General features: G+C 54.6%; 24 protein-coding genes. 3 read left to right on the top strand and 21 right to left on the bottom strand.

Translation table 11 applies throughout. The features are described from left to right. Positions 1-2 precede the first annotated feature (2 nt). From RMR16_RS05375 to kdsA, 6 genes are all read right to left on the bottom strand, one after another. Positions 3-290, bottom strand: a complete 288-nt coding sequence (locus RMR16_RS05375) for a hypothetical protein (RefSeq protein ID WP_320200007.1) — start codon at positions 288-290, stop codon at positions 3-5. 11 nt (positions 291-301) lie between these two features. After that, a complete protein-coding gene (locus tag RMR16_RS05370; RefSeq protein WP_320200008.1) occupies positions 302-1723 on the bottom strand; it encodes a pyruvate dehydrogenase complex E1 component subunit beta in 1422 nt (473 codons plus the stop codon). Positions 1724-1741: 18 nt separating this feature from the next. After that, the gene (pdhA, locus tag RMR16_RS05365; RefSeq protein ID WP_320200009.1) at positions 1742-2788 is read right to left on the bottom strand and encodes a pyruvate dehydrogenase (acetyl-transferring) E1 component subunit alpha; all 1047 of its coding nucleotides are present in this window, start codon (positions 2786-2788) and stop codon (positions 1742-1744) included. Between the two features lie 152 nt (positions 2789-2940). Then, on the bottom strand, positions 2941-3258 hold the full coding sequence (locus RMR16_RS05360; protein ID WP_320200010.1) for an FtsB family cell division protein: 318 nt from the start codon (positions 3256-3258) through the stop codon (positions 2941-2943). 145 nt (positions 3259-3403) lie between these two features. Then, positions 3404-4678 carry a phosphopyruvate hydratase gene (eno, locus tag RMR16_RS05355; RefSeq protein ID WP_320200011.1) on the bottom strand — a complete coding sequence of 425 codons (1275 nt, stop codon included), beginning with the start codon at positions 4676-4678 and terminating at the stop codon, positions 3404-3406. A gap of 226 nt (positions 4679-4904) precedes the next feature. After that, on the bottom strand, positions 4905-5753 hold the full coding sequence (gene kdsA / locus RMR16_RS05350; protein ID WP_320200012.1) for a 3-deoxy-8-phosphooctulonate synthase: 849 nt from the start codon (positions 5751-5753) through the stop codon (positions 4905-4907). A gap of 237 nt (positions 5754-5990) precedes the next feature. Here kdsA and lexA point away from each other — a divergent pair, with 237 nt between their 5' ends. Beyond that, a complete protein-coding gene (gene lexA, locus RMR16_RS05345; protein WP_320200013.1) occupies positions 5991-6710 on the top strand; it encodes a transcriptional repressor LexA in 720 nt (239 codons plus the stop codon). A 278-nt stretch (positions 6711-6988) separates the two neighbouring features. Beyond that, a complete protein-coding gene (locus RMR16_RS05340; protein ID WP_320200014.1) occupies positions 6989-7666 on the top strand; it encodes a glutathione S-transferase family protein in 678 nt (225 codons plus the stop codon). Positions 7667-7703: 37 nt separating this feature from the next. Here the strand turns inward: RMR16_RS05340 and RMR16_RS05335 are convergent, their stop codons facing one another. Beyond that, positions 7704-10166, bottom strand: coding sequence for a ComEC/Rec2 family competence protein (locus RMR16_RS05335; RefSeq protein WP_320200015.1), 2463 nt, complete (start codon positions 10164-10166; stop codon positions 7704-7706). A 292-nt stretch (positions 10167-10458) separates the two neighbouring features. On the opposite strand from RMR16_RS05335, the gene gltA reads away from it, so the two are divergent. Then, positions 10459-11748: a citrate synthase gene (gene gltA, locus RMR16_RS05330; protein WP_320200016.1), complete on the top strand. Its 1290-nt coding sequence runs from the start codon at positions 10459-10461 to the stop codon at positions 11746-11748. A 67-nt stretch (positions 11749-11815) separates the two neighbouring features. Here the strand turns inward: gltA and RMR16_RS05325 are convergent, their stop codons facing one another. The 14 genes from RMR16_RS05325 to RMR16_RS05260 all read right to left on the bottom strand — a co-directional run bounded on the left by RMR16_RS05325 (position 11816) and on the right by RMR16_RS05260 (position 25287). Beyond that, a complete protein-coding gene (locus tag RMR16_RS05325) occupies positions 11816-12547 on the bottom strand; it encodes an amino acid ABC transporter ATP-binding protein (protein ID WP_320200017.1) in 732 nt (243 codons plus the stop codon). Then, a complete protein-coding gene (locus tag RMR16_RS05320) occupies positions 12525-13184 on the bottom strand; it encodes an amino acid ABC transporter permease (protein WP_320200018.1) in 660 nt (219 codons plus the stop codon). The genes RMR16_RS05325 and RMR16_RS05320 overlap by 23 nt, the downstream gene beginning before the upstream one ends. Then, positions 13181-13852: an amino acid ABC transporter permease gene (locus RMR16_RS05315; protein ID WP_320200019.1), complete on the bottom strand. Its 672-nt coding sequence runs from the start codon at positions 13850-13852 to the stop codon at positions 13181-13183. Before RMR16_RS05315 ends, RMR16_RS05320 begins: the two co-directional genes overlap by 4 nt. Positions 13853-13924: 72 nt before the next feature. Continuing rightward, a complete protein-coding gene (locus RMR16_RS05310; protein ID WP_320200020.1) occupies positions 13925-14710 on the bottom strand; it encodes a transporter substrate-binding domain-containing protein in 786 nt (261 codons plus the stop codon). Positions 14711-14721: 11 nt separating this feature from the next. Continuing rightward, positions 14722-15426 (bottom strand): GntR family transcriptional regulator, encoded by a 705-nt coding sequence (locus RMR16_RS05305; RefSeq protein WP_320200021.1) that lies wholly within the window; start codon positions 15424-15426, stop codon positions 14722-14724. 143 nt (positions 15427-15569) lie between these two features. Continuing rightward, positions 15570-16757 carry a lipid-A-disaccharide synthase gene (lpxB, locus tag RMR16_RS05300; protein ID WP_320200022.1) on the bottom strand — a complete coding sequence of 396 codons (1188 nt, stop codon included), beginning with the start codon at positions 16755-16757 and terminating at the stop codon, positions 15570-15572. Beyond that, entirely contained in the window at positions 16754-17620 is an 867-nt protein-coding gene (locus RMR16_RS05295; protein ID WP_320200023.1) for an LpxI family protein, read from the bottom strand. Before RMR16_RS05295 ends, lpxB begins: the two co-directional genes overlap by 4 nt. A 3-nt stretch (positions 17621-17623) precedes the next feature. Beyond that, the gene (gene lpxA / locus RMR16_RS05290; protein WP_320200024.1) at positions 17624-18436 is read right to left on the bottom strand and encodes an acyl-ACP--UDP-N-acetylglucosamine O-acyltransferase; all 813 of its coding nucleotides are present in this window, start codon (positions 18434-18436) and stop codon (positions 17624-17626) included. Beyond that, complete coding sequence (gene fabZ / locus RMR16_RS05285) at positions 18433-18900, bottom strand: 3-hydroxyacyl-ACP dehydratase FabZ (RefSeq protein ID WP_320200025.1); 468 nt, start codon at positions 18898-18900, stop codon at positions 18433-18435. The genes lpxA and fabZ overlap by 4 nt, the downstream gene beginning before the upstream one ends. Beyond that, complete coding sequence (lpxD, locus tag RMR16_RS05280) at positions 18893-19957, bottom strand: UDP-3-O-(3-hydroxymyristoyl)glucosamine N-acyltransferase (protein WP_320200026.1); 1065 nt, start codon at positions 19955-19957, stop codon at positions 18893-18895. Before lpxD ends, fabZ begins: the two co-directional genes overlap by 8 nt. A 49-nt stretch (positions 19958-20006) precedes the next feature. After that, the gene (gene bamA, locus RMR16_RS05275; RefSeq protein ID WP_320200027.1) at positions 20007-22337 is read right to left on the bottom strand and encodes an outer membrane protein assembly factor BamA; all 2331 of its coding nucleotides are present in this window, start codon (positions 22335-22337) and stop codon (positions 20007-20009) included. A gap of 200 nt (positions 22338-22537) precedes the next feature. Continuing rightward, positions 22538-23671, bottom strand: coding sequence for an RIP metalloprotease RseP (rseP, locus tag RMR16_RS05270; RefSeq protein WP_320200028.1), 1134 nt, complete (start codon positions 23669-23671; stop codon positions 22538-22540). A 39-nt stretch (positions 23672-23710) separates the two neighbouring features. Beyond that, positions 23711-24544, bottom strand: coding sequence for a phosphatidate cytidylyltransferase (locus tag RMR16_RS05265; protein ID WP_320200029.1), 834 nt, complete (start codon positions 24542-24544; stop codon positions 23711-23713). Then, entirely contained in the window at positions 24544-25287 is a 744-nt protein-coding gene (locus tag RMR16_RS05260) for an isoprenyl transferase (protein WP_320200030.1), read from the bottom strand. The genes RMR16_RS05265 and RMR16_RS05260 overlap by 1 nt, the downstream gene beginning before the upstream one ends. Between the last annotated feature and the right edge of the window lie 45 nt (positions 25288-25332).

The raw sequence follows: 25332 nt of genomic DNA, 5'->3' as shown, positions 1-25332 counted from the left end.
AACTAGCCCTCCCCCCAAACGAGATTATATTGTTCCAACTCTTCAGGATGTTCCGCCAGCCGATCCAGCTGCGACGGCGAGATTTCAATATATCCCGCTACATCGCTAAGCCATTCGCTAACGGCACCGATAACGCCGATATTCTCACGCGGAACACCGGCGATCACATCACCTTCACCGTCATTGATAACAGCCCAGAAGATCACACGCTCGAACTGAGGCGCATCTTTAGACCCTAGAACACGATACCAATTTTCAGTTGCCGGGAGGATTTGTTTAATTTTACTCACAATCCCCTCCTTTACTTGTAGCAGACGGTTTTGACGGCCTGAATGACTTCATCGACATTGGGCAGAGCCAGCTTTTCGAGGTTCGCTGCGTAAGGCATCGGAACGTCCTTGCCAGCAATCGTCAGGATCGGCGCATCGAGATAATCGAATGCGGCGCGCTGAACGCTGTTGGAAATGAAGTCACCGACCGATGACTGTGGGAAGCCTTCTTCCACCGTCACCAGACGACCGGTTTTCTTGACCGATTCGATCACTGTCGGGAGATCCATCGGACGGATGGTGCGCAGGTCGATCAGTTCAACGTCGATGCCGAGCTTTTCGAGTTCCGCAACAGCCTTGATGGCGTAGGTCATGCCGATACCAAAGGATACGATGGTCGCATCCTTGCCCTTGCGGTGAATGCGCGCCTTGCCGATTGGCAGCACGAAATCATCCAGCTTAGGCACTTCGAAGCTCTGGCCGTACAGAATTTCGTTTTCAAGGAAGATGATCGGGTTTGGATCGCGGATCGCCGCCTTCAGCAGACCCTTCGCATCAGCAGCCGTGTAAGGCATGATGACCTTGAGGCCCGGAATGTGGCTGTACCAAGCGGCATAGCACTGCGAGTGCTGTGCAGCCACGCGGGCAGCCGCGCCCGAAGGACCACGGAACACCATTGGCGCGCCCATCTGTCCACCAGACATATAAAGCGTCTTGGCGGCAGAGTTGACGATCTGGTCGATGGCCTGCATGGCGAAGTTGAACGTCATGAATTCAACAATCGGGCGAAGACCCGTCATCGCTGCACCAACACCGATACCGGCAAAGCCGTGTTCGGTAATCGGCGTATCGATCACGCGCTTAGCGCCGAATTCCTGCAACAACCCTTGAGTGATCTTGTAAGCGCCCTGATATTCGGCCACTTCTTCGCCCATGACGAAAACTTTTTCGTCAGCGCGCATTTCTTCAGCCATCGCATCACGAAGCGCTTCGCGCACGGTCTGCGTGACGAATTCAGTGCCTTCAGGAATATCCGGGTCGGCAGCAACTTCGATCTTCGGCGCGGCAGGAACTTTTGCGGCTTCCTTGGCAGCAGAAGGCTCTTCGCTTGCTTCGCGGGTCTTGCCGCCAGCAGCGTCAGAATCAGAGTTTGCGGCCTGCGTCTTCGGCTCTTCTTTCTTCGAGGACGAAGAAACGGCGTCAGCGCTTTCGCCATCCTGAAGCAGAATAGCAATTGCCGTGTTGACCTTGACGCCTTCGGTGCCAGCTTCGATCAGCAGCTTTCCGATAACGCCTTCGTCAACAGCTTCCACTTCCATGGTTGCCTTGTCGGTTTCGATTTCAGCGATGGCATCGCCAGAAGCGACAGTGTCGCCTTCCTTCTTCAACCACTTGGAAAGCGTGCCTTCCTCCATGGTTGGGGAAAGGGCGGGCATAAGAATTTCTATAGGCATGATGTCTCCCTTCCCGGATCAGAGCAGAATGTCGGTGTAGAGCTCGGATACATCCGGCTCTGGATCGGTCTGGGCGAATTCTGCGCTATCGGCAACGATGTCACGAACATCCTTGTCGATGAGCTTCAGCTCTTCCTCAGTTGCCCAACCTTTTTCAATCAACCGCACTTTAACCTGCTCGATCGGGTCGTGTTCCGCGCGCATCTTCTGCACTTCGTCCTTGGAGCGATATTTCGCCGGGTCGGACATGGAGTGACCGCGATAACGATATGTCAGCATTTCCAGAATGATTGGGCCCTTGCCGGAACGGCAGTGCTCAAGCGCTTCATCCGCAGCAGCCTTGACGGCGCGAACATCCATGCCGTCCACCTGAATGCCGGGAATGCCGAAGCCGGAACCACGCAGCGAGTAGTTGGACTGCGCCGTTGCACGGGCTGTCGACGTTCCCATTGCGTAATGGTTGTTTTCAACGATGTAGATGATCGGCAGTTTCCAGAGAGCAGCCATGTTGAAGCTCTCGTAAACCTGACCCTGGTTGGCAGCGCCATCACCGAAGTAAGCGACCGACACATTGTCATTGCCGCGATACTTGTTTGCGAAGGCAAGACCGGTTCCGAGCGAAACCTGGGCACCGACGATGCCGTGGCCGCCATAGAAATGCTTCTCTTTCGAGAACATGTGCATGGAGCCGCCCTTACCCTTGGACAAACCACCCTGACGTCCGGTCAGCTCGGCCATCACGCCACGCGCACTCATGCCGGCAGCCAGCATATGGCCGTGGTCACGGTAAGCGGTAATGACCTGATCGCCTTCCTTCTGCGACATGTTCATGCCGACAACGACAGCTTCCTGTCCAATGTAGAGGTGACAGAAGCCCCCGATGAAGCCCATGCCGTACAACTGGCCGGCTTTTTCTTCGAAGCGACGGATCAACAGCATCTCACGATAAGCGTGCAGCTCTTCATCCTTGCCAAAGTCCGGCGTATTCTTGCCAGTAAATTCCTTGGCGGCTGTCTTTGCCGTAGTCTTTCGGCCGGATACGGTCGCGGTTTTTCGCGGCGCCATTCATCCCTCCCTGAGTTGCCATTAGAATGGTTGGATTGGAGCGCACCTTATTCAAGAAAACGCGAAGCAGCAATGCCATAAACGCATGGCTCATATTCTCGCTAAGTAGCTGTGAATAAATTAAAAAAGTTGATTAACCGGAATTAGGTTAATCAAAAATATGTGTTCATGATGACGATTTCGTCTGAACGCGACATATTCAGCTGATAGCGCGAGATTTCATCGATCATATCGCGCTCAAGCGACCCATCGCTCATCAATTCAACCTGACGTTCCAGTGCAACGCGGGTTTTGGTGAGTTTCGCAAGCTCTGCCGTTCTGGCGATACGCTGACGCTCCAGCCGCTCCGTGGCCTGAAGCCCGAAGTCGCCATGAATGGAATGATACCCGAAATAGGAAAGGAAGGCGACCGTGATTGCCGGAACGACAAGACGGCCAAAACGTCTTTTCTTGTGATGCTTGGTCCACATACTCTGAAACAGCCTTCAAACGCGCTACTGCATCCACCATAGCTGCATTTGTTTAACCATCCGTTGACCTTAAATCCCCAACCACCGCAATGCACAAAAAAAGGCCCGCAAATTGCGAGCCTTTTCTTAAAATTGGTGAGTCGAATTATCCGCGAAGGATAGAGCGACCTGCATAAGCTGCCTGTGGACCGAGCATTTCTTCAATGCGGATCAACTGGTTGTACTTTGCAAGGCGGTCAGAGCGCGACAGCGAGCCTGTCTTGATCTGTCCGCAGTTGGTGGCAACAGCGAGATCGGCAATCGTCGAATCTTCGGTTTCGCCAGAACGGTGAGACAGAACAGCCGTGTAACCGGCCTTGTGCGCCGTTTCGACAGCATCAAGCGTTTCCGTCAGCGAGCCGATCTGGTTGACCTTGACGAGAATGGAGTTTGCAACGCCCATCTTGATACCGTCACGGAGGCGGGCAGAGTTGGTCACGAAAAGATCGTCGCCAACCAGTTGAACCTTGGAGCCAATCTTGTCGGTCAGGTACTTCCAGCCTTCCCAATCGTCTTCGGCCATACCGTCTTCGATGGAGATGATCGGGTATTTGCCGGCCAGTTCAGCGAGGTAATCCGCCATGGCTTCAGGCTCCAGCGTGCGGCCTTCACCTTCCAGCGCGTATTTGCCGTTCTTGAAGAATTCCGTCGAAGCGCAATCCAGACCAAGGAAAACGTCGTCGCCCGGCTTGTAACCGGCCTTTTCAATCGACTTCACGATGAAATCGAGAGCTTCAGGCGCGCTTTTCAGGCCTGGTGCAAAACCACCTTCGTCACCAACGTTGGTGTTGTGGCCCTGCGAAGACAGTTCCTTTTTCAGAACGTGGAAGATTTCAGCGCCGATGCGCACAGCGTCACGGATGCTTTCCGCGCCAACTGGCAGAATCATGAATTCCTGAAAATCGATCGGGTTATCGGCATGTGCGCCACCGTTGATGATGTTCATCATCGGTACTGGCAGCAGATGCGCGTTTGGACCACCGAGATAACGGTGAAGCGGCAGGCCAGTCGCATCGGCAGCAGCCTTGGCAACAGCAAGCGATACGCCGAGAATGGCGTTCGCGCCGAGGCGCGACTTGTTGGGTGTGCCGTCCAGCGCGATCAGCGTCTGGTCGATGTAGATCTGGCTTTCAGCATCAAGACCATCAAGCGCTTCGAAGATTTCCGTGTTGACGGCTTCAACGGCCTTTTCAACGCCTTTACCCAGGTAACGCTTGCCACCATCGCGCAATTCAACGGCTTCATGCGCGCCCGTCGATGCGCCAGATGGAACCGCTGCACGGCCGAAGGAACCGTCTTCAAGATGGACATCCACCTCGACAGTTGGATTGCCACGGCTATCGAGAATTTCGCGTGCGATGATGTCGGTAATGGCTGTCATGGTCTCTCCCTTGGGAATGGAACAGAATTTTTCAGTTGCCTGTCTTAAAGCGCATACCGAAAACTGTGAAGCACTTTTCGAATGGGTTGCGCGATAAAACAGGGCGCCAGAAAGGGCTGCTCGATTAAACTTCTCCGGTCGCTGTAGACCATGCAGAAGAAATTACAATGACGGCGCCCGCTTCAGGCGCCGGTTTTTCATAAAAATCAATTGGGGCCAAAACCCGTCACACCGCCTTGGCGATGTTGTCAAAGGCCAGCAGCTTTTCCAGCAGCTTCGGCATATCCTTCAAATGCACCATGTTCGGGCCATCGGACGGCGCATTGTCCGGGTCTTCGTGAGTCTCCACGAACAGACCGGCCACACCCACAGCGATAGCGGCACGCGAAAGCGTTTCCACGAATTCCCGCTGTCCACCGCTGGAGCCGCCCTGCCCGCCGGGCTGCTGCACGGAGTGAGTCGCATCGAAAACAACAGGCGCGCCGAGCGATGCCATGATCGGCAAGGAACGCATATCCGAAACGAGTGTATTGTAGCCGAACGATGCGCCGCGTTCGCACAGCAGCACATTCGGGTTGCCGCTATCGTTCAGCTTGGCCAGCACGTTCTTCATATCCCAAGGCGCTAGAAACTGGCCTTTTTTGACATTGATGACACGTCCTGTCTTCGCTGCCGCAACCAGAAGGTCCGTCTGGCGACTGAGGAACGCAGGGATTTGCAGAACATCGACAACCGGCGCAACGGCGGCGCATTGCTCTTCCGTGTGAATATCCGTCAAAACCGGAAAGCCGAACTGCGTCTTCAATTCAGCAAAAACGTCGAGCGCCTTATCGATGCCAATGCCGCGCTGACCGGAAAGAGAGGTGCGATTCGCTTTATCGAAAGAGGACTTATAGACCAGCCCGATACCCAGCTTGCCGCACAGTTCCGCCAGTGTTTCGGCAATCATGAAAGCATGATCACGGCTTTCCATCTGGCATGGCCCGGCTATCAATGTGAAGCGCTCGGCATTGGAGAAAGACACAGCACCGGCACCCTCGCCCGCAACCACTTTCAGATTATTCGTCACACTCATCGTCTTTCCTCGGAAGCAAACGGGTATTATTACAGGCGCAAGCCAATAATCGGCCCCTTATCTCAGACTGGCAACGCACTTAGCAGCAAGCCATGGTGCCAGCAAGTTACTCGTCAACGGGGCGCCGATCCATACTTCACCGAATTTTAAGGGATTGCAGAACACATATGGAACATATAGTGTTCGTTCTGTATTTGTTTCGCGAATCTTCGCCTCGAATCCCAAGGGTGCTTCTTCATGCTCACGCGCAAACAGCAGGAATTGCTTCTTTTCATTCACGAGCGAATGAAGGAGTCCGGTGTACCGCCTTCTTTTGATGAAATGAAGGATGCACTCGATCTTGCGTCGAAGTCCGGCATTCATCGGCTGATTACAGCCCTTGAAGAGCGCGGGTTTATTCGCCGGCTACCGAATCGCGCTCGCGCGCTGGAAGTCATCAAATTGCCCGAGGCTTATTCACCGAGCATCAAGCCACAGCGCGGGTTTTCCCCAAGCGTGATTGAAGGCAGCCTTGGTAAACCGAAGGCAGTCGAGCCTGCGCCTCCGAAGCCCTCGAATGATAGTGTTTTGAACGCCGTCAGCGTCCCTGTTATGGGCCGTATCGCGGCGGGCGTACCGATTTCCGCCATCCAGAACAACACCCACGATGTCGTCGTTCCGATGGATATGCTGGGTTCGGGTGAGCATTATGCGCTTGAAGTTAAAGGCGATTCGATGATCGAAGCCGGTATTTTCGACGGCGATACGGTCATTATTCGCGACGGAAGCACAGCCAATCCGGGTGATATTGTCGTAGCCCTCGTCGATGACGAAGAAGCAACCCTCAAGCGCTTCCGCCGCAAAGGTGCATCGATCGCGCTTGAAGCGGCAAACCCTGCATATGAAACCCGGATTTTTGGACCTGACCGGGTGAAGATTCAAGGTAAGCTGGTGGGTCTTATCCGTCGCTATCACTAAGTGATTTGACGTTTTTGCTGCTTTTCCAGCAGTTTTAGCGAAGATTTTCATTCGCATTTGATTGGGTGAAAGATATTCGTTAGCTGGCTCACGAATTTACCGCAATGCTTTTGGTTTGTGAGTGCGGCACGTGAAAAAAGTGGCGTGTTTTTCTGACGTTTTGTTTTGAAAGCGTGAAACCTTCAAACATCAAATAATTTCAAGCGAGCCATTAGGCGGAATGCATGTGTCATTGAGTTTTCCTGCGCTAGTACAGTGGTGCAACCGAGGGAATTGACGTGTACGACCTTTATATCGCCAACAAAAACTACTCCTCCTGGTCATTACGGCCTTGGGTATTACTGCGGACGCTCGATATTCCGTTCAACGAAAAGCTGATGCCGTTTGGCAGTTCGAACCATGACTTCTCGACATTTTCACCAACGGCAAGAGTTCCTTGCCTTGTCCAGAGTGATTTGACGGTATGGGATTCGCTGTCGATCATCGAGTATCTGGCAGAGCGGCATAAGGGCGTCTGGTCGGACAATGCGAAAGCGCGTGCATGGTCTCGTTCTGCTGCTGCCGAAATGCATTCCGGCTTTCAGGCATTGCGTAACGATCACCCCATGAGTGTTGGTCTTCGCATCCGTCCAGCCGCAATGAGTCAAAGCTTGCAGAAAGACATTTCGCGTGTCGACGCGCTTTGGCAGCAAGGTCTGGAATTGTTCGGCGGACCGTTTTTGGCCGGTGAGCAGTTCACAGCCGTGGACGCGTTTTTCTGCCCGGTGGTTTTTCGCTTTCAGACCTACGGAACGCCACTGTCTGCCGCCTCAGAGCATTACAAAACCAATATCCTGTCCTTAACCGCAATGCAGGAATGGCAAGACGCAGCCTTGCAGGAGACATGGCGTGACCCGGAGCATGAGGCCGAGGCAAAAGCTGCCGGAGAGTGGACAGAGGATCTGCGCGGGAAATAGTGCCAGGAGCCAGTTTGTCTTCGTTGGCACCACAACATCATCGCGGTGTGAGAGATAGAAGCTTTTCGATGTGAACTGGTATTGCCGTATCGAAACTCTCACGGCGCCAATTATAGCTACGGTGCATGGTCCAGGGGCGATCTGAGCCATACATCGCCGCGGTCGCTTGAAGAACGGGTTGGCCTTTCTCACCAAGCCAGATTTCCATGGAACCTGTTCGCCGCAATGTATCCCGGCTAATGAGGATCGCCCCTGACCTGCATGTGTCAAACGGTGTTCTGCGCGCCATCACCACAATATCGGCGATGTCGCAAGCCACTCCAGTCAGAGCCGTATCGGTAATGACGGCGACGGTTGCTCCTTTTGCGGACCGTGCAATGCACCACATGTCTTTGCGACAGGTGAAAACATCCGGTTTGGATAGAGCGGCCAGCATTTCTTTTTTGTGTTTCGCTCTCTCGGCTTCACTCATGCCAAATGACCGTGTCCCATCGTTGTCCGCCTCACTGTCGGTATCGTCACCGGCGGGTGACTTTTTTACCTTGAGCATTTCAGGTGGCCTGTGACGATCCGGCAAAGGCAGTGCCCTCGCCCATTGATCGTATATGAAACCGGAGGCACGCGGCTTTGTCGATGCAACGGCATCTGTCGATAACAGCGCGACAAGCGACGTGTCTTCATAGATCAGCAGGTCCGGTTTGCTGCGCCATTGCTCCGTGAGCAACATTACGAATCCGGCAGCAATAAACGGCAAGCCTATGAAGGCAAGTCGTGTTCGCAACAGCGCTACCAGCAGAAATCCTGTGGTCGAAACGGCGAGAAACCAGCCATTCTGGCGACCGATTGTGGTGTCGCCACCCCAACTCGAAACGGTTTTGGCAATATCGATGACAACGGCCATGCCGTAACCCATGACTTTGATGAACGGAGCGTCCAGCCCAAACGGCATCAGCAACATTCCGACCAAAGCAAAAGGCATGACGATCAGTGACATGACTGGCATGGCGGCAAGGTTGGCGGCCAGCCCAAAGGCGGTGATGCGATGAAAATGCTCTATAGAGTAGATCGCGGTCGAAATGCCACCGATCAGGGACGTGATGACGACACCGCCAATAATGGTGCCAAACTTGAAAGCAACCGACAACCACCAAGGGGGCGTTGCGATGACAAGTCTGTCGCGCTCACTCCGCCATCTGCTCCAGAATGCATATCCTGAAACAAGCGCAAGCGTTGCCGCAAATGACATCTGAAAACTCGGTCCCATCACCTCATGCGGAGACAAAATGACGATGACGATTGCCGATAGCGCGACATTGCGCAGGCTGATCGATGGCCTGTCGACCAGAACGGCGATGAGCATGATCGACATCATCAGCCATGCCCGTTCAGCAGACACCGCGAAACCGGAAATGAGGTAGTATGCCAGCGTCATGAGCAGCGCGGCGAAAGCCGATATTTTCTTGACGGGCCAGCGTTGGGAAAAGCCGGGAAACAGACTAAAAATCGTGCGCATTCCGACGAAAAAAATCCCAGAGGCCAGCGCCATGTTCAACCCGGAAATGGCGACGATGTGGGCCAGTCCGGAAACGCGCAACGCCTCCATCGTCTCACCAGAAATCGCACGTCTCTCATCGGTGACAATAGAGGCGGCAAAGGCACCCGCATCCCCGCCGATCAAACCCCGAATGCGTTCCGCTATGCCGCTGCGCAGCCGGTACAGCAAAGCATCGACTGTCTGTAACAGTGTTTTTGCATCCACGGTTTCCGAGCTTGAAGGCAGTGGTTTCGGTGCGCTGTAAAAAAATCCGGTCGCACCCGTTCCGTTGAAAAATGATCCAAAGGCAAAATCATTCAGTCTTGGCAATGCAGGACCGGAAGGGGGCGAAAGCCTGGCTTTGCCGGTGATGGTCTCGCCAATGGCAATCGGCTCGTGCCGGCTTCTGGACAAAACGGAAATCTGCTGCGGCGCCCTTGAGATTTTGGGGTCTGATGTGGACGTCAACGCCACGATATATCGCCAGTATCCTCGCGCATCGAGTTCCCGGCGCTCGACTTTGCCAATAATCGTTGTCGTGACGGACGTATCGAGAATGACGGTGCCCGCACGTCTCGTTTCCCAATCCGCAAGCAGCATTCCAACCAAAAGAAGAGCCGATGCTTTCAAAACAGCGGATGGAGAGCCGGGACGATCATGAAGAGCTATGGCTGCGGTGGCGACGCATAAAGCAACGCAAAGCAGTGCCAATTGGGAAGGCGTTTCACCCAGGTAAAACCACAGGGCCACACCAGCCGCGATGAAGACGGGAATAAAAAGAAAACCCTGCCGGTAAGAATCTTCTTCCGCAACGCAACTTTCAAACCATCGTTTCAGCCGCGTAATACGGGTTTGCGGTGATGGATCAGCGTCCACATCATTGACGGCAAGTGCGCCGCGTGACGTGTGGATAGGCAACAGCAGGTCGTCGAGTTCCGCCTGCGCAGCGGCACTCGTTTCGATCAAGCGGAAATATTCTTTTTTTCCCTGAACGTTCAAATACCGGCGCCCCTGCCACAGCAGCGTAACTTGCAACCATGAAAGGAAGATTGCAACCATCTGCGCGATTAAGGAAGCATTGACCTAGAATGAAACACGGGGCCGTAGAAATGCGTCAAATCGGGATATTGCCGTGTCGCAATGCACAATTTGCCTTTTGGATAGCTTGGCTTTATCGCGCGGATCATATAGCTAAATCGCTGACGCTTAAATGGCCGATGCGCCACCCCGCATCGCCTGGATATTTCGGAGGTTTGGTATGACGGAAACTAGCGCTACAGTGACTCTCGGCGATAAAACAGTCGATCTTCCTGTAAAAGAAGGCACGATCGGACCGAAGGTCGTCGATATCGGCACGCTGTATAAGCATACCGGCTCCTTCACATACGATCCGGGCTTTACGTCCACGGCCTCTTGCGAATCCAAAATCACATACATCGATGGCGACGAAGGCATTCTTCTGCACCGCGGTTATCCTATCGAGCAGCTGGCCGAACAGGGCGACTTCCTTGAGACCTGCTATCTGCTGCTGTACGGCGAACTGCCAACGACGGCACAGAAGAAGGACTTCGACACCCGCGTAACGCGCCACACCATGGTGCATGAGCAGATGAGCCGCTTCTTTACCGGCTATCGTCGTGACGCCCACCCAATGGCTGTCATGTGCGGCACGGTCGGCGCGCTATCTGCGTTCTATCACGACTCCACAGACATCACCGATCCGCACCAGCGCATGGTCGCATCGCTGCGTATGATCGCAAAGATGCCGACAATTGCGGCGATGGCGTACAAGTACCACATCGGTCAGCCCTTCGTTTATCCAAAGAACGATCTTGATTACGCCGCCAACTTCCTGAACATGTGCTTTGCCGTGCCATGCGAAGATTACAAGGTGAACCCGGTTCTGGCCCGCGCCATGGACCGCATCTTCATCCTGCACGCTGACCATGAGCAGAACGCATCCACGTCGACCGTTCGTCTTGCAGGCTCTTCGGGTGCAAACCCGTTCGCATGTATTGCCGCTGGTATTGCCTGCCTCTGGGGCCCTGCCCATGGCGGTGCAAACGAAGCAGCTCTCAACATGCTGAACGAAATCGGCTCTGTTGATCGCATTCCAGAATACATCGCCCGCGCCAAGGACAAGAACGATCCGTTCCGTCTGATGGGCTTTGGTCACCGCGTTTACAAGAACTACGATCCACGCGCCAAGATCATGCAGAAGACGATGTACGAAGTGCTGGAAGCCACCGGCAACTCCGACGATCCAATCATGCAGGTTGCTCTGGAACTGGAAAAGATCGCTCTTTCCGATCCTTATTTCGTTGAAAAGAAGCTGTACCCGAACGTCGATTTCTACTCTGGCATCACGCTGAAGGCGCTCGGCTTCCCAACAACCATGTTCACCGTTCTCTTCGCTCTCGCCCGCACCGTCGGCTGGATCGCACAGTGGAACGAAATGATCGAAGACCCACAGCAGCGCATCGGTCGTCCGCGCCAGCTTTACACTGGTGCACCGAAGCGCGACTACGTGCCGGTTTCCAAGCGCTAAGCTTGATCTCGTGAACGACAAAAGGCCGAGGGATTGTTCATCCCTCGGCCTTTTTATTTGACTGTCATCAGTGAGCGGTCATTCCCAGAAACTGTTTAAGTTCCGGGGTTTTTGGCGCGGAGAAAACCTCATCCGGTGGACCGATTTCATGCACTTTCCCTTCGTGCATAAAAACCACGCGCGAGCATACGTCACGGGCAAATCTCATTTCGTGCGTGACCATAATCAGCGTCATTCCTTCGGACGCCAGTTCCCGCACCACGGCCAGAACTTCGGACACGAGTTCCGGGTCCAATGCAGATGTGATTTCATCGCACAGCAAAGCGGTTGGCTGCATGGCCAACGCCCTTGCAATGGCCACACGCTGCTGCTGCCCGCCGGATAACTCGTCGGGATAGGCATCGAATTTGTGAGCCAGCCCCACACGTTCCAGCATCTTGCGCGCCAGCACTTCTGCGTCCTGCTTTGGCGTCTTCTTGACCACGGTTTGCGACAGTATGACATTGCCGCCCACGGTGAGATGCGGGAACAGATTGAATTGCTGAAAGATCATCCCAACTTTCAGGCGCAGCGCTTTCAGGTGAAGATCATCCTCGATAAACTGCGCGCCAGCAACCGATATCGCACCGGATGAGATCGTTTCCAGCCCGTTGATACACCGCAGCAGCGTTGATTTTCCCGAACCGCTCTTGCCGATAATTGCGATGACTTCACCCGGTTCGACATCCAGATTGATGCCTTTCAGAACCTCATTCGTGCCGTAGCTTTTGCGGACTTCAGTGATTTCGATGAGCGACATTAAGCTTCCTTTCGAGAATCTGGCTGCTCTTCGACAAAGGCCAGCACAGCGCGAAATAAATGAGGGCCACAAGGCCGTAGACGGTGAAAGGCTGGAAGGTGGCGTTGGTGACGACAGTGCCCGCTTTGGAAAGCTCCACAAAGCCGATGATCGACGTCACGGCCGTTCCCTTGATGACCTGCACGGCAAAACCAACGGTGGGCGGCACGGCAACGCGCATGGCCTGTGGCATGATGACGTAGCGCATTTGCTGGAACCGACCCATGGCAAGGCTGGCGGATGCCTCCCATTGTCCTTTTGAAACGGCATCCACGCAACCGCGCCAGATTTCCGCAAGGAACGAAGCTGCCCAAAGGATCAACGTTAGTCCGGCTGCCAGCCAGGCGGGAACATCGATGCCCAGAAGGCCAAGCCCGAAAAATGCGATAAAAAGCTGCATCAAAAGCGGCGTGCCCTGAAACAGTTCTATGTAATATTTAGCGGTTATACGCAGCGATTTCCTCTTGGAAATCCGCATGAAGAGCAGCACGAGTGCAACAGCCGCACCGCCGATGAACGACACCAGCGAAAGCAGCACCGTCCAGCGCGCCGCGAGCAAAAGGTTTCGCAGAATATCCCATGTAGAAAACTCGATCATCGGGCGCTCCTTTTTGGGAAAATGAACCCGCCGATGACCACCAGGATCTGCCGCAGCATGATGGCGAGCACGAGATAAATCACGGTTGACACCATGTAGGCTTCAAAGGCGCGGAACGTGCGGGACTGAATGAAATTGGCGGCAAAGGTCAGGTCTTCGGCGGCAATTTGTGACACAACCGACGAGCCGAGCATGACGATGACCACCTGCGATGACAGCGCAGGCCAGATGCGTTGAAGCGATGGCACCAACACGACATGTCGAAATGTTTCAAACCGCGTCATCGCAAGGCTTGCGCCCGCCTCGAACTGCCCCTTCGGCGTTGCCTGAATGCCGGCCCGAATGATTTCGCAGCTGTAAGCGCCCAGATTGATGACCATGGCGATATTTGCAGCGGTTAATTCATTCAGTTGCACTCCAAGCGAAGGCAGACCGAAAAAGATGAAAAATAGCTGGATCAGAAACGGCGTATTGCGGATCATCTCCACATACGTGGCGACCACTGGCCTCAGCCATTTTGGCCCCAATGCGCGGACCCACGCGCAGAAAATACCCAAGGTGATGCCAAGCACACCGCCAATTGCAATCAACTGAAGCGTAATCAACACGCCTTTGACGATTGCCGGGTAATATTCGAGAAGCCACCCAAACTCGAATGTATAATTCACCGATGGTTCCTTTCGATCTCACTTCAGAAATCGCGCCCCGCGCAATAACGGGGCGCTAGCTCTGGATCGGTCTTACAGTTCTTTTGGAAGGTCGGTCTTCAACCACTTCGTCGCGATTGCATTCAGGCTGCCATCGGCCTTTGCTGCGGTAATGACGGCGTTTACCTTTTCCAGCAATGCGGGCTGGTCCTTGTTCAGACCGATGTAGCAAGGCGAGTTTTTGATGAGGAACTTCAGCTCAGGCCGTTTTGGTGGGTTTCGCTCCAGAATGGCGGCGGCGACCACGTTGCCTGTCGCAACGGTTTCGACCTGGCCGGAGAGGAATGCGGAGATGGTGCCGTTATTGTCTTCATAACGCTTGATCGTCGCGTCGGATGGCGCGATTTTCGTCAGCTCCAGATCTTCCACAGCGCCGCGTGTAACGCCAATCGTCTTTCCTGCGAGGTCTTCGGCTTTTTCGATTTTCACGGCGTTTGGCGCAAAGACACCGTTGAAGAATGGCGCATAGGCAACGGAAAAGTCGATGACCTTTTCGCGATCTGGGTTTTTACCAAGGCTGGAAATAACCAGATCGACCTTGTTCGTCTGAAGATAAGGGACGCGGTTGGCGCTGGTCACCGGCACGAGTTCAACCTTCACACCCAGTTTCGTAGCAATCAGATTGGCCACGTCGATATCGTAGCCCTGCGGTGCCATGTCCGTTCCAACGCTACCGAATGGCGGAAAATCCTGCGGGACGGCGATACGAATGGTGCCCCGCGTAGAGATGTCGCTCAATGCATCCGCAAAAGACGGTGCGGCAAAACTGCTGGTGGCGACAATAGCGATGGCTGCGAATAATGCGCGTCTGTTCAACATCTAAAACTCTCCTATAAAGTTGCATAAAGGGGTGGAAGTGAAAGTGAACTGCGAAGGTCCGAAAGGGGATCGCGGCGGCGAGTGAGATCAAGGCCGGTTTCCACCTCATCGAGATGTGTGAGGGCGAGTTCTGCCGCCTTCATAAAGTTACCGGCATCCATCGCTTCAAAGATGCGGCAATGCCCATCATGCGACTGAGCCGCATGGAAATCGGATTGATACAGCATCGAAATCAGAATGGTCCGGGCTGTCAGATCACGCAGCAGCGCGATGATGATGTCGTTTCCGGCAATTTCAGCAATGCGAATATGAAAATCGCCCATGAGGCAGGTCAATCGCTGGCGATCTGCCGCAGCCATCGCCTCTTTTTCCTCATTGAGATGATCCAGAAGGATTTGGCGGCCATGTGCGGGAAGCGCCGTCATGTTGCGCAGAAGGCCACATTCAATAACGCGGCGCGCCTGGTAGACCTTTACCGCTTCTTCCGCCGATGGCTCGACGACAAACCAGCCCTTGCGTGGGCTGACAATCACGACACCCCGCGTGACAAGGCGCATCATGACCTCGCGGATTTTGGTGCGGGAAACGCCGTACAGTTCGGCGAGCTGGCTTTCACCCAACCGCGTACCGGGGCGTATTCGCGCGCAGAGAATGCCGGAAACGATGGCGGATTCTATAGCGGTTTGATCGGTGTTTGATGTATGTCTTGCTTGCATACAAGAGTAAAAAGCAAGAGGCGTGCCAAATTTGAAAACTCAACGATCTGCGCCTGAACAAATACGAACGCGATCCACACAGCACATAAATTGATTATTTTTTAATCTCTGCCCCGTTGTGGGGCAAAACGTCGTTCGGAACTTCAGACGCGCGCGCCGCTCTTGTTTTTGTAAACGGAAAGCAGGATCTCTGCGCCCTTTTCGCCCGGCGGACGTTCAGTGCGCAAACGCTGCTGCACCAGCGCAAAACCTTCCAGCATGGCGCGCCGCTGGTGCGTATCAGATGAAAGACGCTCGGCCCAACGCAACATGGAACCTGCACGAACCACCTCGTTGAAATATTCCGGCACAACCACGTAATCGGCAATCAGGTTGGGCAGCGCACCCGTCCACGTCTTCACGCGCCTGCTCAGCATCGTGAAAATCCAGTCGGTTTTATACACTGAAACAACGGGGACATTGGCAAGTGCCAATTCCAGAATAACCGTTCCAGAAGCAGCAATCGCCGAATCCGCTTCAGCAAAGGCGCTCCATTTGAACGCTGTATCGATGCCGATTTCTGGCCGGATATGGTCCGGCCATGACGCCGCTAGCTCGCGAATGCGCTTTTCCTGTCTCGCGACAGTGGGAAGGACGAAACGCGTAGGGCCGTTGCGCTCCACAAATGCGGTGGCTGCATCCCGGAACGGCTCCATCAACCGCGTGGTTTCCGTAGACCGCGAACCCGGCAACAACAGAATCGTTCTTTTATCACCGGGCTTTGGCAATTCACGCTCAGCGCGCTTCGCACGCACGTTCAGCAAATCCGGATCGACGCCCAGACGATGGCCGACAAACGTGGTGGGCGGGCCGCCGAGGCGCTGCATGACCTCTGGCTCAAACGGCAAAAGTGCCAGAACGTGATCCACATAGGACAACATTGCAGTGGCGCGGTATTCTTTCCAGGCCCACACGCTGGGGCAGACGTAATTGACGACGGGCAGATCCGGCAAAGCCTTGCGCACGCGCTTGGCCACGCGATGGGTAAAATCCGGGCTATCGATGATCAGCAAGACATCCGGTTTTGCTGCAATAATGGCGTTTGCCGTTTCTTTTATTCTGGAAATCAGTTGCGGCAGTTTCTTCAGAACCTGCGTGAAGCCCATGATCGACAGCTCGGAATAATCGAAAAAGGATGTTAGACCTTCCGCCGTCAGGGCGTCACCGCCAACGCCGATCAACTCAACATGGCCCGCATATTGTGTCTTCAACGCTCGCACCAGATCGGCACCCAACAGGTCGCCGGAGACTTCACCGGCAATCACGGCCAGCTTGAGAACACCCTCTGTCACATCAAGTCTCCTTCGAGCGCCGTATCGATACCACAAATGAACAGACCGGCCTCATCAGCAGCGTGCAGCATGGCTTCACGATCCAGCACAAACGCTCTGCCCGCCTCTACCGCAATACCAGCGAGGCCAGCCTTGGCGGCATTATGCACAGTCGATGGACCAATGGTGGGCAAATCTGCCCGAATATCCTGCTGCGGCTTGCAGAGCTTGACCAGAACGCCCTTTCTACGGGCCGAGATTCGGCCTTCAGCGCGCAACGAGGCAACGCGGGCCAACATGCCGTCTGTTCCCTCAACGCCCTCCAGCGCGACAATACGGCCACCTACGGAAACAGCGCCCTGCCCCACATCGAGAGCGCCCAAAGCCAGCGCCGCTTTCGCCGCCTTGGCGATATCCCTTCGGTCATCATCATTCGGCGCGTGTTTGCCGAGCGCACCGGTGGTGGCAAGCAGCCCTGGCGCGATTTCGTGGGCGCCGATAACCTTTGCGCCTTGCGCTTCGATAAGGCGGATGACCATTTGAAGCACCGTATCGTCACCGCCCGACAAAAGCGTGCGGATGATGGATGGCACTTTGGCGATCATTTTGAGGTTGGGTCGAATTTCCCGCCATTCCGGGCGGCGAGACACGCCACCGGACAGCACCACGCGGCCGATGTGGTGCGAAGAGAGAATTTTTCCAAGGCTCGAGACGTCACCAACACTGATGCTGGCGCTTTCAAATCCCTGCCAGTCGAGATCGGCTTCATTTCGCAACTGAATAATGAAGGGTGTTTCCCCGGCCTGTTGCGCGGCCTGAGCCACGTAATAGGGAAGAAAACCACTACCAGCGATGATTGCTAAGCGCCCCTCGCCCTGCGCCACGGATTATTTGCCGCGGTTGGGCGATGAAATTGCCCTGTCATTGGCGGCGGCGATAAAATCAACGATTTCCAGCGCCTGCGGGCAGTCCAGATAGTCCTCTCGAATGGCCGCCGCATTGGCGCGCACATTCCCTTCAGTCTCAAATATCTGCTTGTAGGCGCGGCGAACCTTGTGAATTTCGGCACGCTCGACGCCAGCGCGGGTCATGCCGACAATGTTCAACCCGCTCAAAACGCCCGGATTGCCATTCAACATGCCATAGGGAATGACGTCATAGCTGACGGCAGACAAACCACCGACGAAAGCTTGACGCCCAACGCGGGTAAACTGGTGCACAGCAGAGCCGCCGCCCAGAATGGCGCGATCTTCCACCGTAACATGGCCTGCAAGCATGACGTTGTTGGACAGGATGATGTTGCTGCCCAAACGGCAATCATGCGCCACATGCGCGTAAGCCAGGAACAGATTGTTGTTGCCGACGATAGTGGTGCCGCCATGCTCCACCGTGCCGGTGTTCATGGTCACGCCTTCGCGGATGCTGCAATTTTCGCCGATGACCAGCGTGGTGTCGACCGCGCTGTGATGTGCGCTCTGGGAATCGCCCCCGATGACGGCGGACGGCCAGATTTTTGTTCCCTTGCCGACCGTGGTACAGCCGAGAACCACGACATGGCTGATCAGTTCGACATTGTCATGCAAAGTGACTTTCGGCCCGACGTGGCAAAAAGGGCCGACCAGCACGTTCTCACCGATAACCGCGCCATCCTCGATGACGGACATCGGATGAATTTTTGCCGAAGCCGCAATGGTGCTCATCGCGCGCCCTCGGGAATCATCATCGCGCCGATATCAGCCTCTGCAACCAGAACGCCATCAACCTTGGCATCGCAATGGAATTTCCACACGTTACCGCGCTGGCGCTGTTTGACGACGTAGATTTCCAGACGATCGCCCGGAACGACAGGCTTGCGGAAACGGGCATTATCGATGGTCATGAAATAAACCAGATGGCCACCATCGCCCTGCTTACGGGCGCAAATTGCGCCAGCCGTCTGGGCCATGGCCTCGACAATCAAAACGCCCGGCATAATTGGACGATCCGGGAAATGACCGGTGAAATGTGGTTCATTTACAGTCACGTTCTTGATGCCAGTGGCCGAATTATCAGCGTCGATATCGATGATCTTGTCGATCAGCAAAAATGGATAACGATGCGGCAGCAGCTTCATCACCTCAAGGATGTCAGCCGCGCCAAGCGTCGTTTTTGTCTCTTCAGACATTCTTCTCTCCTGTCTTCTTTTCTCGCTCCTCAGCACGCGCAAGCAATTCTGCCATGTCGCGCAGGAAATGTTTCAATGGGCGCGCCGGTACGCCGCCGTACTTCGCACCCGCTGGCACGTCGGCAACAACGCCACTCATCGCCGCGATCTGCGCGCCGTCTCCAATGGTAATATGGCCATTGATACCGCTGGCGCCGCCAATCATCACGCCATCACCAATACGCGTGCTGCCTGCGATACCCACCTTGCTGACGATTCCGCAATGGCGACCGATACGAACGTTATGGCCAATCTGAACCTGATTATCGATCTTCGTGCCTTCGCCAATCACCGTGTCATCCATCGTTCCACGGTCGATTGTCGTATTGGCTCCAACCTCGACATTGTCCTGAATGATGACGCGCCCGATTTGCACGATCTTGATCATGCCACGCGGACCCGGCGCATAACCAAACCCGTCCTGCCCGATGCGTACGCCGTTGTGGATAATGACACCGTTCCCCAACAGAGCCGCGATAATGCTGGCTCCGCCCGCGATGGTGCAATCACGTCCAATCTGGACGTCAGCTCCGATGATCGCACCAGCACCAATCCGCGTTCCCGCACCGATATGTACGTTTGCGCCAATGACGACGAATGGTTCAACCACAACACCGGATTCCAGTTTCGCTGAAGGGTCGATATGCGCAGCAGGCGAAATTTCGGTGGCTTCAACAACAATAGAAGACGGCTTCATCGCAGACGCGTGCAGCAAGGCACCAGCTTGGGCAAAGACCGTATGCGGATTTTTGGAAATCAACGCCGGGATATGATCTGGAACCAGACTTTTAAGCGCGGCATCACAAATGATCGCAGCAGCTTCGCAGGTCAGCAATTCTTCACGGTTTTTACGCGACAGGATGTAGCAAAGCTGGTCCTGTTTCGCCCGGTAAACCGGAGAAATCGACCGCACCAAGCGATCACCAGCAGTCTCATCAGACAGTTCCGCCCCAAGACGGTCCGCGATATCTTTCAATCGCATGCCTTCGTGGGGCGGAAAAAAAGCGTTATATTCCATCAAGCGGATACTCCAGAACGTTCAAACTTGCAGTTCTGGACTGCCGATATCAGAAAGTGTTGGACATGCCAAACCGGAAATTCTGCTCTTGGTCGTAGTCTTCCTTCATGAAAGGCACAGCATAGTCGACGCGCAGAGCACCGAATGGCGAGGCCCACATGACCCCGATACCAGCAGAAGCGCGGATCGAGCTATCGTCCTGCACGCTTTCACCAGCTGCCGTGCGGACCTTGTTGCCATAAAGCGTACCAGCGTCAACGAAGCCGGCAAGGCGCAAACCAAAGTCTTCCGGAACGCCCGGCATTGGCGCAGTTACTTCCGCAGATGCGGCAAAGTAGGTGGTTCCACCGATAGAATCGTCACCGATACGTGGACCAATACCGTCATTCTCGAAGCCACGGATCACGCGACCACCAATTTTGAACTGGTCGAAGACCAGCAGATTGTCACCCGTGGGCGCTACGTAACCAGCCTGCCCCGTGATCGAACCAATGATGTCGTACTCGTCAGACAGCGTGTGGTAATAACGAGCCTTCGCGTAAATCTTGTAATACTCGGAATCGCCACCAAGTCCTGCAAACTCGTTGGTCAAAGCACCCTGCCAGCCTTCGCGCGGCATGTTGCGATCATCCAGTGAGTTATAAGCCAACGTGTTGGAAATAATGGACTGTGTCCAGTCTCCACCAGCAATCAGGTCGCGATACGGAGATGCAAGGTTGGCAGGATTAGTCCAATCACCCTTACCATCATAATTGATCTGCTTGTACGTGTACTTGAATGTCGTTGACAGATTTTCCGTGATCGGAGCGGTTACACGAAGTGCAAAGCCCTGCTCGTCGTAATCGTAATAATCTTCGCTGGAGCTTTGGCTCTTGAACAGATCGAAACCTGCGGCAAGGCGGTAGCCAAGGAAGTATGGCTCTGTGAATGACAGGTTGTAGCTACGTGCATCATCCTGACCGGCACCAGCAGCAACACGAATGTACTGGCCACGACCCAAGAAGTTCTTTTCTTCGATTGATGCTTCGAGAAGCGCGCCATCGTTCTGCGAGTAACCAGCACCGATACCGAACGAACCAGTTGCCTGATCTTCCACATCCACAACGATCACGACGCGATCCGGGGCACTGCCCTGCGATGTGCCGATGTTGACCTTGGAGAAGTAACCCAGCGCTTCAAGACGACGCTTTGCAGCGGAGACGACAGTTTGGTTGAAGGCATCACCTTCACTGATGTCAAACTCGCGACGAATAACGTAGTCGCGGGTACGGGTGTTACCGCGAATTTCAATGCGTTCGACGTAAGCGCGCTCGCCCTGATCAACGATATAGGTAACGCCAATCGTGTTGCCAGCCAGATCACGGTCGCCGCGCGGTGTTACGCGCGCAAAAGGATAACCTTCCGCCGAAACACGCTTGGAAATGGCTTCCATGCTCTTCTGAACTTCTTTGGCGCTGTAGTTCGAGCCAGCATGAGTTTCGACAAGACCCTGCAACTCAGGACCATCAACACCCGGAACCGTCGATTCTACTGCAACATTACCGAAAGCGTAACGCTGACCTTCATCGACGTTGATTGTGACGGTATATTCATTGGTCGCTTCATCCAGCACCGCATCCGAAGATGTGACGCGGAAGTCGGCATAACCGCGATTGTAATAGAACTGGCGCAGCGCTTCTTCGTCAGCGCGCAGCTTGTCCTCATTGTAGACATCCTTACGCGTCAGGAATGACAGCATGTTGGACTTCTTAGTGTTGATAACGGCAGCAAGACGGCCATCGCTGTAGGCATTGTTGCCAACGAAATCGATACGGGCAATCTTCGTGCGCTCACCTTCGTTGATGACGAAAGCAAGGTTTACGCGGCCTTGACCGACTGGAACAACCTGAGTGGTGACCTGAACATCACTACGACCAATTGCGGCATAAGCTTCTTTGATGCGCGCGATGTCGGATGTCACAAGCGTCTGATCATATGGGCCGAGAGACTGGGTCTGCACGACGCCGACCAGTTTGTCGTCCTTGATCTTGCGGTTGCCGTTGAACACGACCTGGTTGACGAGGCTATTTTCGCTCACCGTCACGACCAGCGTGCTGCCGGAGACGCTCATGCTGACATTGGAGAAGTAACCTGTCGCGTAAAGACGCTTGACCGATTCATCAATGTCGGCGTTGGAAAAATCACGACCGGGAGCAATTGTGATGTTGGAGCGCACAGCATCTGCACCAGCGCGTTCAGCGCCACGCACGTCGACCCTCTTGATCACAGCTGCATTCGCAACACCGGCAGAAGCAAGCACTCCCAGAGCTGCGACCGAAGAAACACCAGCAGACAGCGCAACCGCCGACACCGCGTTCAAAAATCTTGAACCAGCCTTCATTTTCAATTCTTACCTTTTCCCGTTGTCCCTCAGCGGGCGGAACCCGACTCCGGCCATCTGCGTCGTTTTACCTGCTTTTCCTCTACAAGCAAGCCCGACCGTTAATTTCTGTTTACTTCGCAAGCAACCGTGGCTCAATCGCCACTTTGGTTTCAAAACAAGGTAAACGCCCTCTTAAAAAAATAGCTCTAAAGCCGTACTCAGCCGATCAAGCTGCTGATATCATTCCATGTGGCAAATACCATCAAACTGAAAATCATGGCAAGACCAATACGAAAAGCAACCTCCTGGGCGCCAGAACCCAGAGGTCTGCCGCGCACCGCTTCAATGGCATAGAACACCAGATGACCGCCATCCAGAATCGGGACGGGCATCAAATTAAGAAGGCCAATGGAGACAGAAAGCAAGGCCGCAAGCTGAATGACCGCAGCAAAACCGAGTGATGCCATCTGGCCGGATGCCTGAGCGACACGCACTGGGCCACCAAGTTGATCCGCATTCATACGGCCTGTGATGAGGTTCCCGATATAGGTGAACGTGCCAGTCACAACGTGTCCGGTTTCACGCACACCTTCAATCAGAGCCTCGCCCGGCGAATAGCTGACGTGACGAAAATTACCGCGGGTCTGATCGGTCACGATACCGATAATCCCCAGTTCCATCTTGTTGCCGAACTGATCCGTCGTCTCGGTTCGTGTCGGCACCATGGGCAGAGATAGCTCCTGCCCGTTGCGCTCAACAGTCACCGTAATCGGCGTCGCAGGGCGAACAGCAACATAACGACGGACATCTTCAAATGTTTTCACCTTTTCGCCATCGATTGCGACCAGCCGGTCGCCAGCCAGAACACCGGCGGCTTGCGCTGCGCTGTTTTCCCGCACTTCCGAAACAATCGGATCCGAAATCATGCGGCCATAAATGGTGAACAATGCTGCGAAAATCAGGATCGCCAGCAGGAAATTGGCGATTGGGCCTGCGGCGACTGTTGCCGCTCTTTTCCACAGCTTTGCACCGCCGAGTGTCTGGGCGCGCTGTTCAAGCGTCAAGCCAGCGAGACCGTCATTATCCGGTTTGCTGGATACGTCGTCATCGCCAAAGAACTTGACGTAGCCGCCCAACGGAATCGCAGAAATCTTCCAGCGCGTGCCATGCTTGTCGGTGAAACCGATCAGTTCAGGTCCGAAACCGACTGAAAAAGCTGTGGATCGTATGCCGCACCAGCGCCCTACCAGATAATGACCCATCTCATGGACAAAAACCAAAAGCGATAGAACAAGAATGAACGGCACCATATAACCGGTCAGAAAACCAATCGCCGCCGTCGCCATGTCCATATCTACTCAGCCTTTTGCGTTATGTCCGGTTGAAAGCCGTCAGAAGCCCGGAACAATTCCATCGCCTGATCCTGGCACATCACCGGTTATCGCCGCGTGAACAACAGCGATGAGGAATACGGTAAAGCAGGCAAAAACAAGACCGTCAACCCGGTCCATAAAACCACCGTGACCGGGAATGAGATTGCTGGAATCCTTCACCTTGAAGCGGCGCTTGATGAAGGATTCAAACAGATCACCAATCTGGCTGAACACGGACAGTATCAGCGACATCGCGATAATGACGATGCTGATGCGCCCGTGATAGATTCCGGCCACCGCACTACCCGCGATGACACCGGAAACCGTGCCGCCGATGGCGCCAGACCATGTCTTGCCCGGAGAAATGGCCGGTGCGAGCTTGGGCCCACCGATGGCGCGCCCAAAGAAATAGGCCAGAATATCGGTTGCCCAGACAATGGCGAAGACGAACAACGTGGCCACAAAGCCCGTCAACTCCTCACCGCGAATGGCAGCCAGCGAGATGCCGCTAAGGCCCGCATAAACGATGCCGCCAACCAGCCACCAGTTGCTGCCGCGCAGCACTGGAAACAGTGCAGCGGTCAAAGCAAAGCCTGAAAGCAGAGGCAGATCGAGTGATGGTTCACCAAAAATTGTATTGCCGCTCATCACCGCGACGGCAAACCATCCCCACGCATAGCCGGTCGGATTGGTGTCCGAAAGCTTGGTGATCGTGCTCCACTCATAATAAATGAGGAGTGCCAAAAGCCCGGCAACGAGGCGGAACATCATTCCGCCGTACCATGTGGCGGTGAGTATAACGGCAGCCAGCACGATGGCGGAGATGATCCGCAGCTTCAATTCACGGCTCATCAGGCACCCGCCAGAGCAACTTGATCCGACAGTCCGCCAAACCTGCGGTCGCGCATCATATATTGATCAATCGCCGCAAAGAAAATCTTGCGGTCGAAATCAGGCCAATAATCGGGAATGAAAAGAAACTCAGAATACGCAGCCTGCCACAACAGAAAGTTGGACAGCCGCTCCTCACCGCTGGTGCGAATGATGAGATCGGGATCAGGCATGCCTGCGGTATCCAGGCGGGCCGTGATCGCATCGGAATCAATAGCCGCCGCATCGAGCTTGCCCTCAGCCACATCTCTCGCAAGAGATGCTGCGGCCCGGGCGATCTCATCGCGCGCACCGTAGTTGAAGGCGATAACAAGCGTCAGCGCCGTATTTTCGGCAGTTCTTTGCTCGGCCTCGGTCAGAAGCGTCTTGATATCCTCGTTCAGACCTTTGCGATCACCGATGATGCGAACCCGCACGTTTTCCTTGTGCAGATCGGCCAGATCACGGCGGATGAACGCTTTTAGAAGCCCGAGCAGATCGCTGACTTCAGCTTCCGGCCTGCGCCAGTTTTCTGACGAAAACGCAAAAAGAGTGAGGTATTTCAGGCCGCATTCGCCTGCCGCTTTCACGGTTTCGCGCACGGCTTCGACACCGCGCCGATGTCCCATGATGCGCGGAAGCCCGCGCTGCTTAGCCCAACGCCCATTGCCATCCATGATGATGGCAACATGCTCAGGTAGTGAGGAACGTGTAATGTCCGACATCTCGATCCAGTTTAAGCAGCGCGGAATTGAAACAAATACAGAAGC

It is taken from the genome of Agrobacterium sp. rho-13.3 (assembly GCF_033957765.2).
Taxonomy (GTDB): Bacteria; Pseudomonadota; Alphaproteobacteria; order Rhizobiales; family Rhizobiaceae; genus Agrobacterium.
Note: the sequence above shows the minus strand (reverse complement) of the source record. Positions and strands in the feature narration are given on the sequence as shown.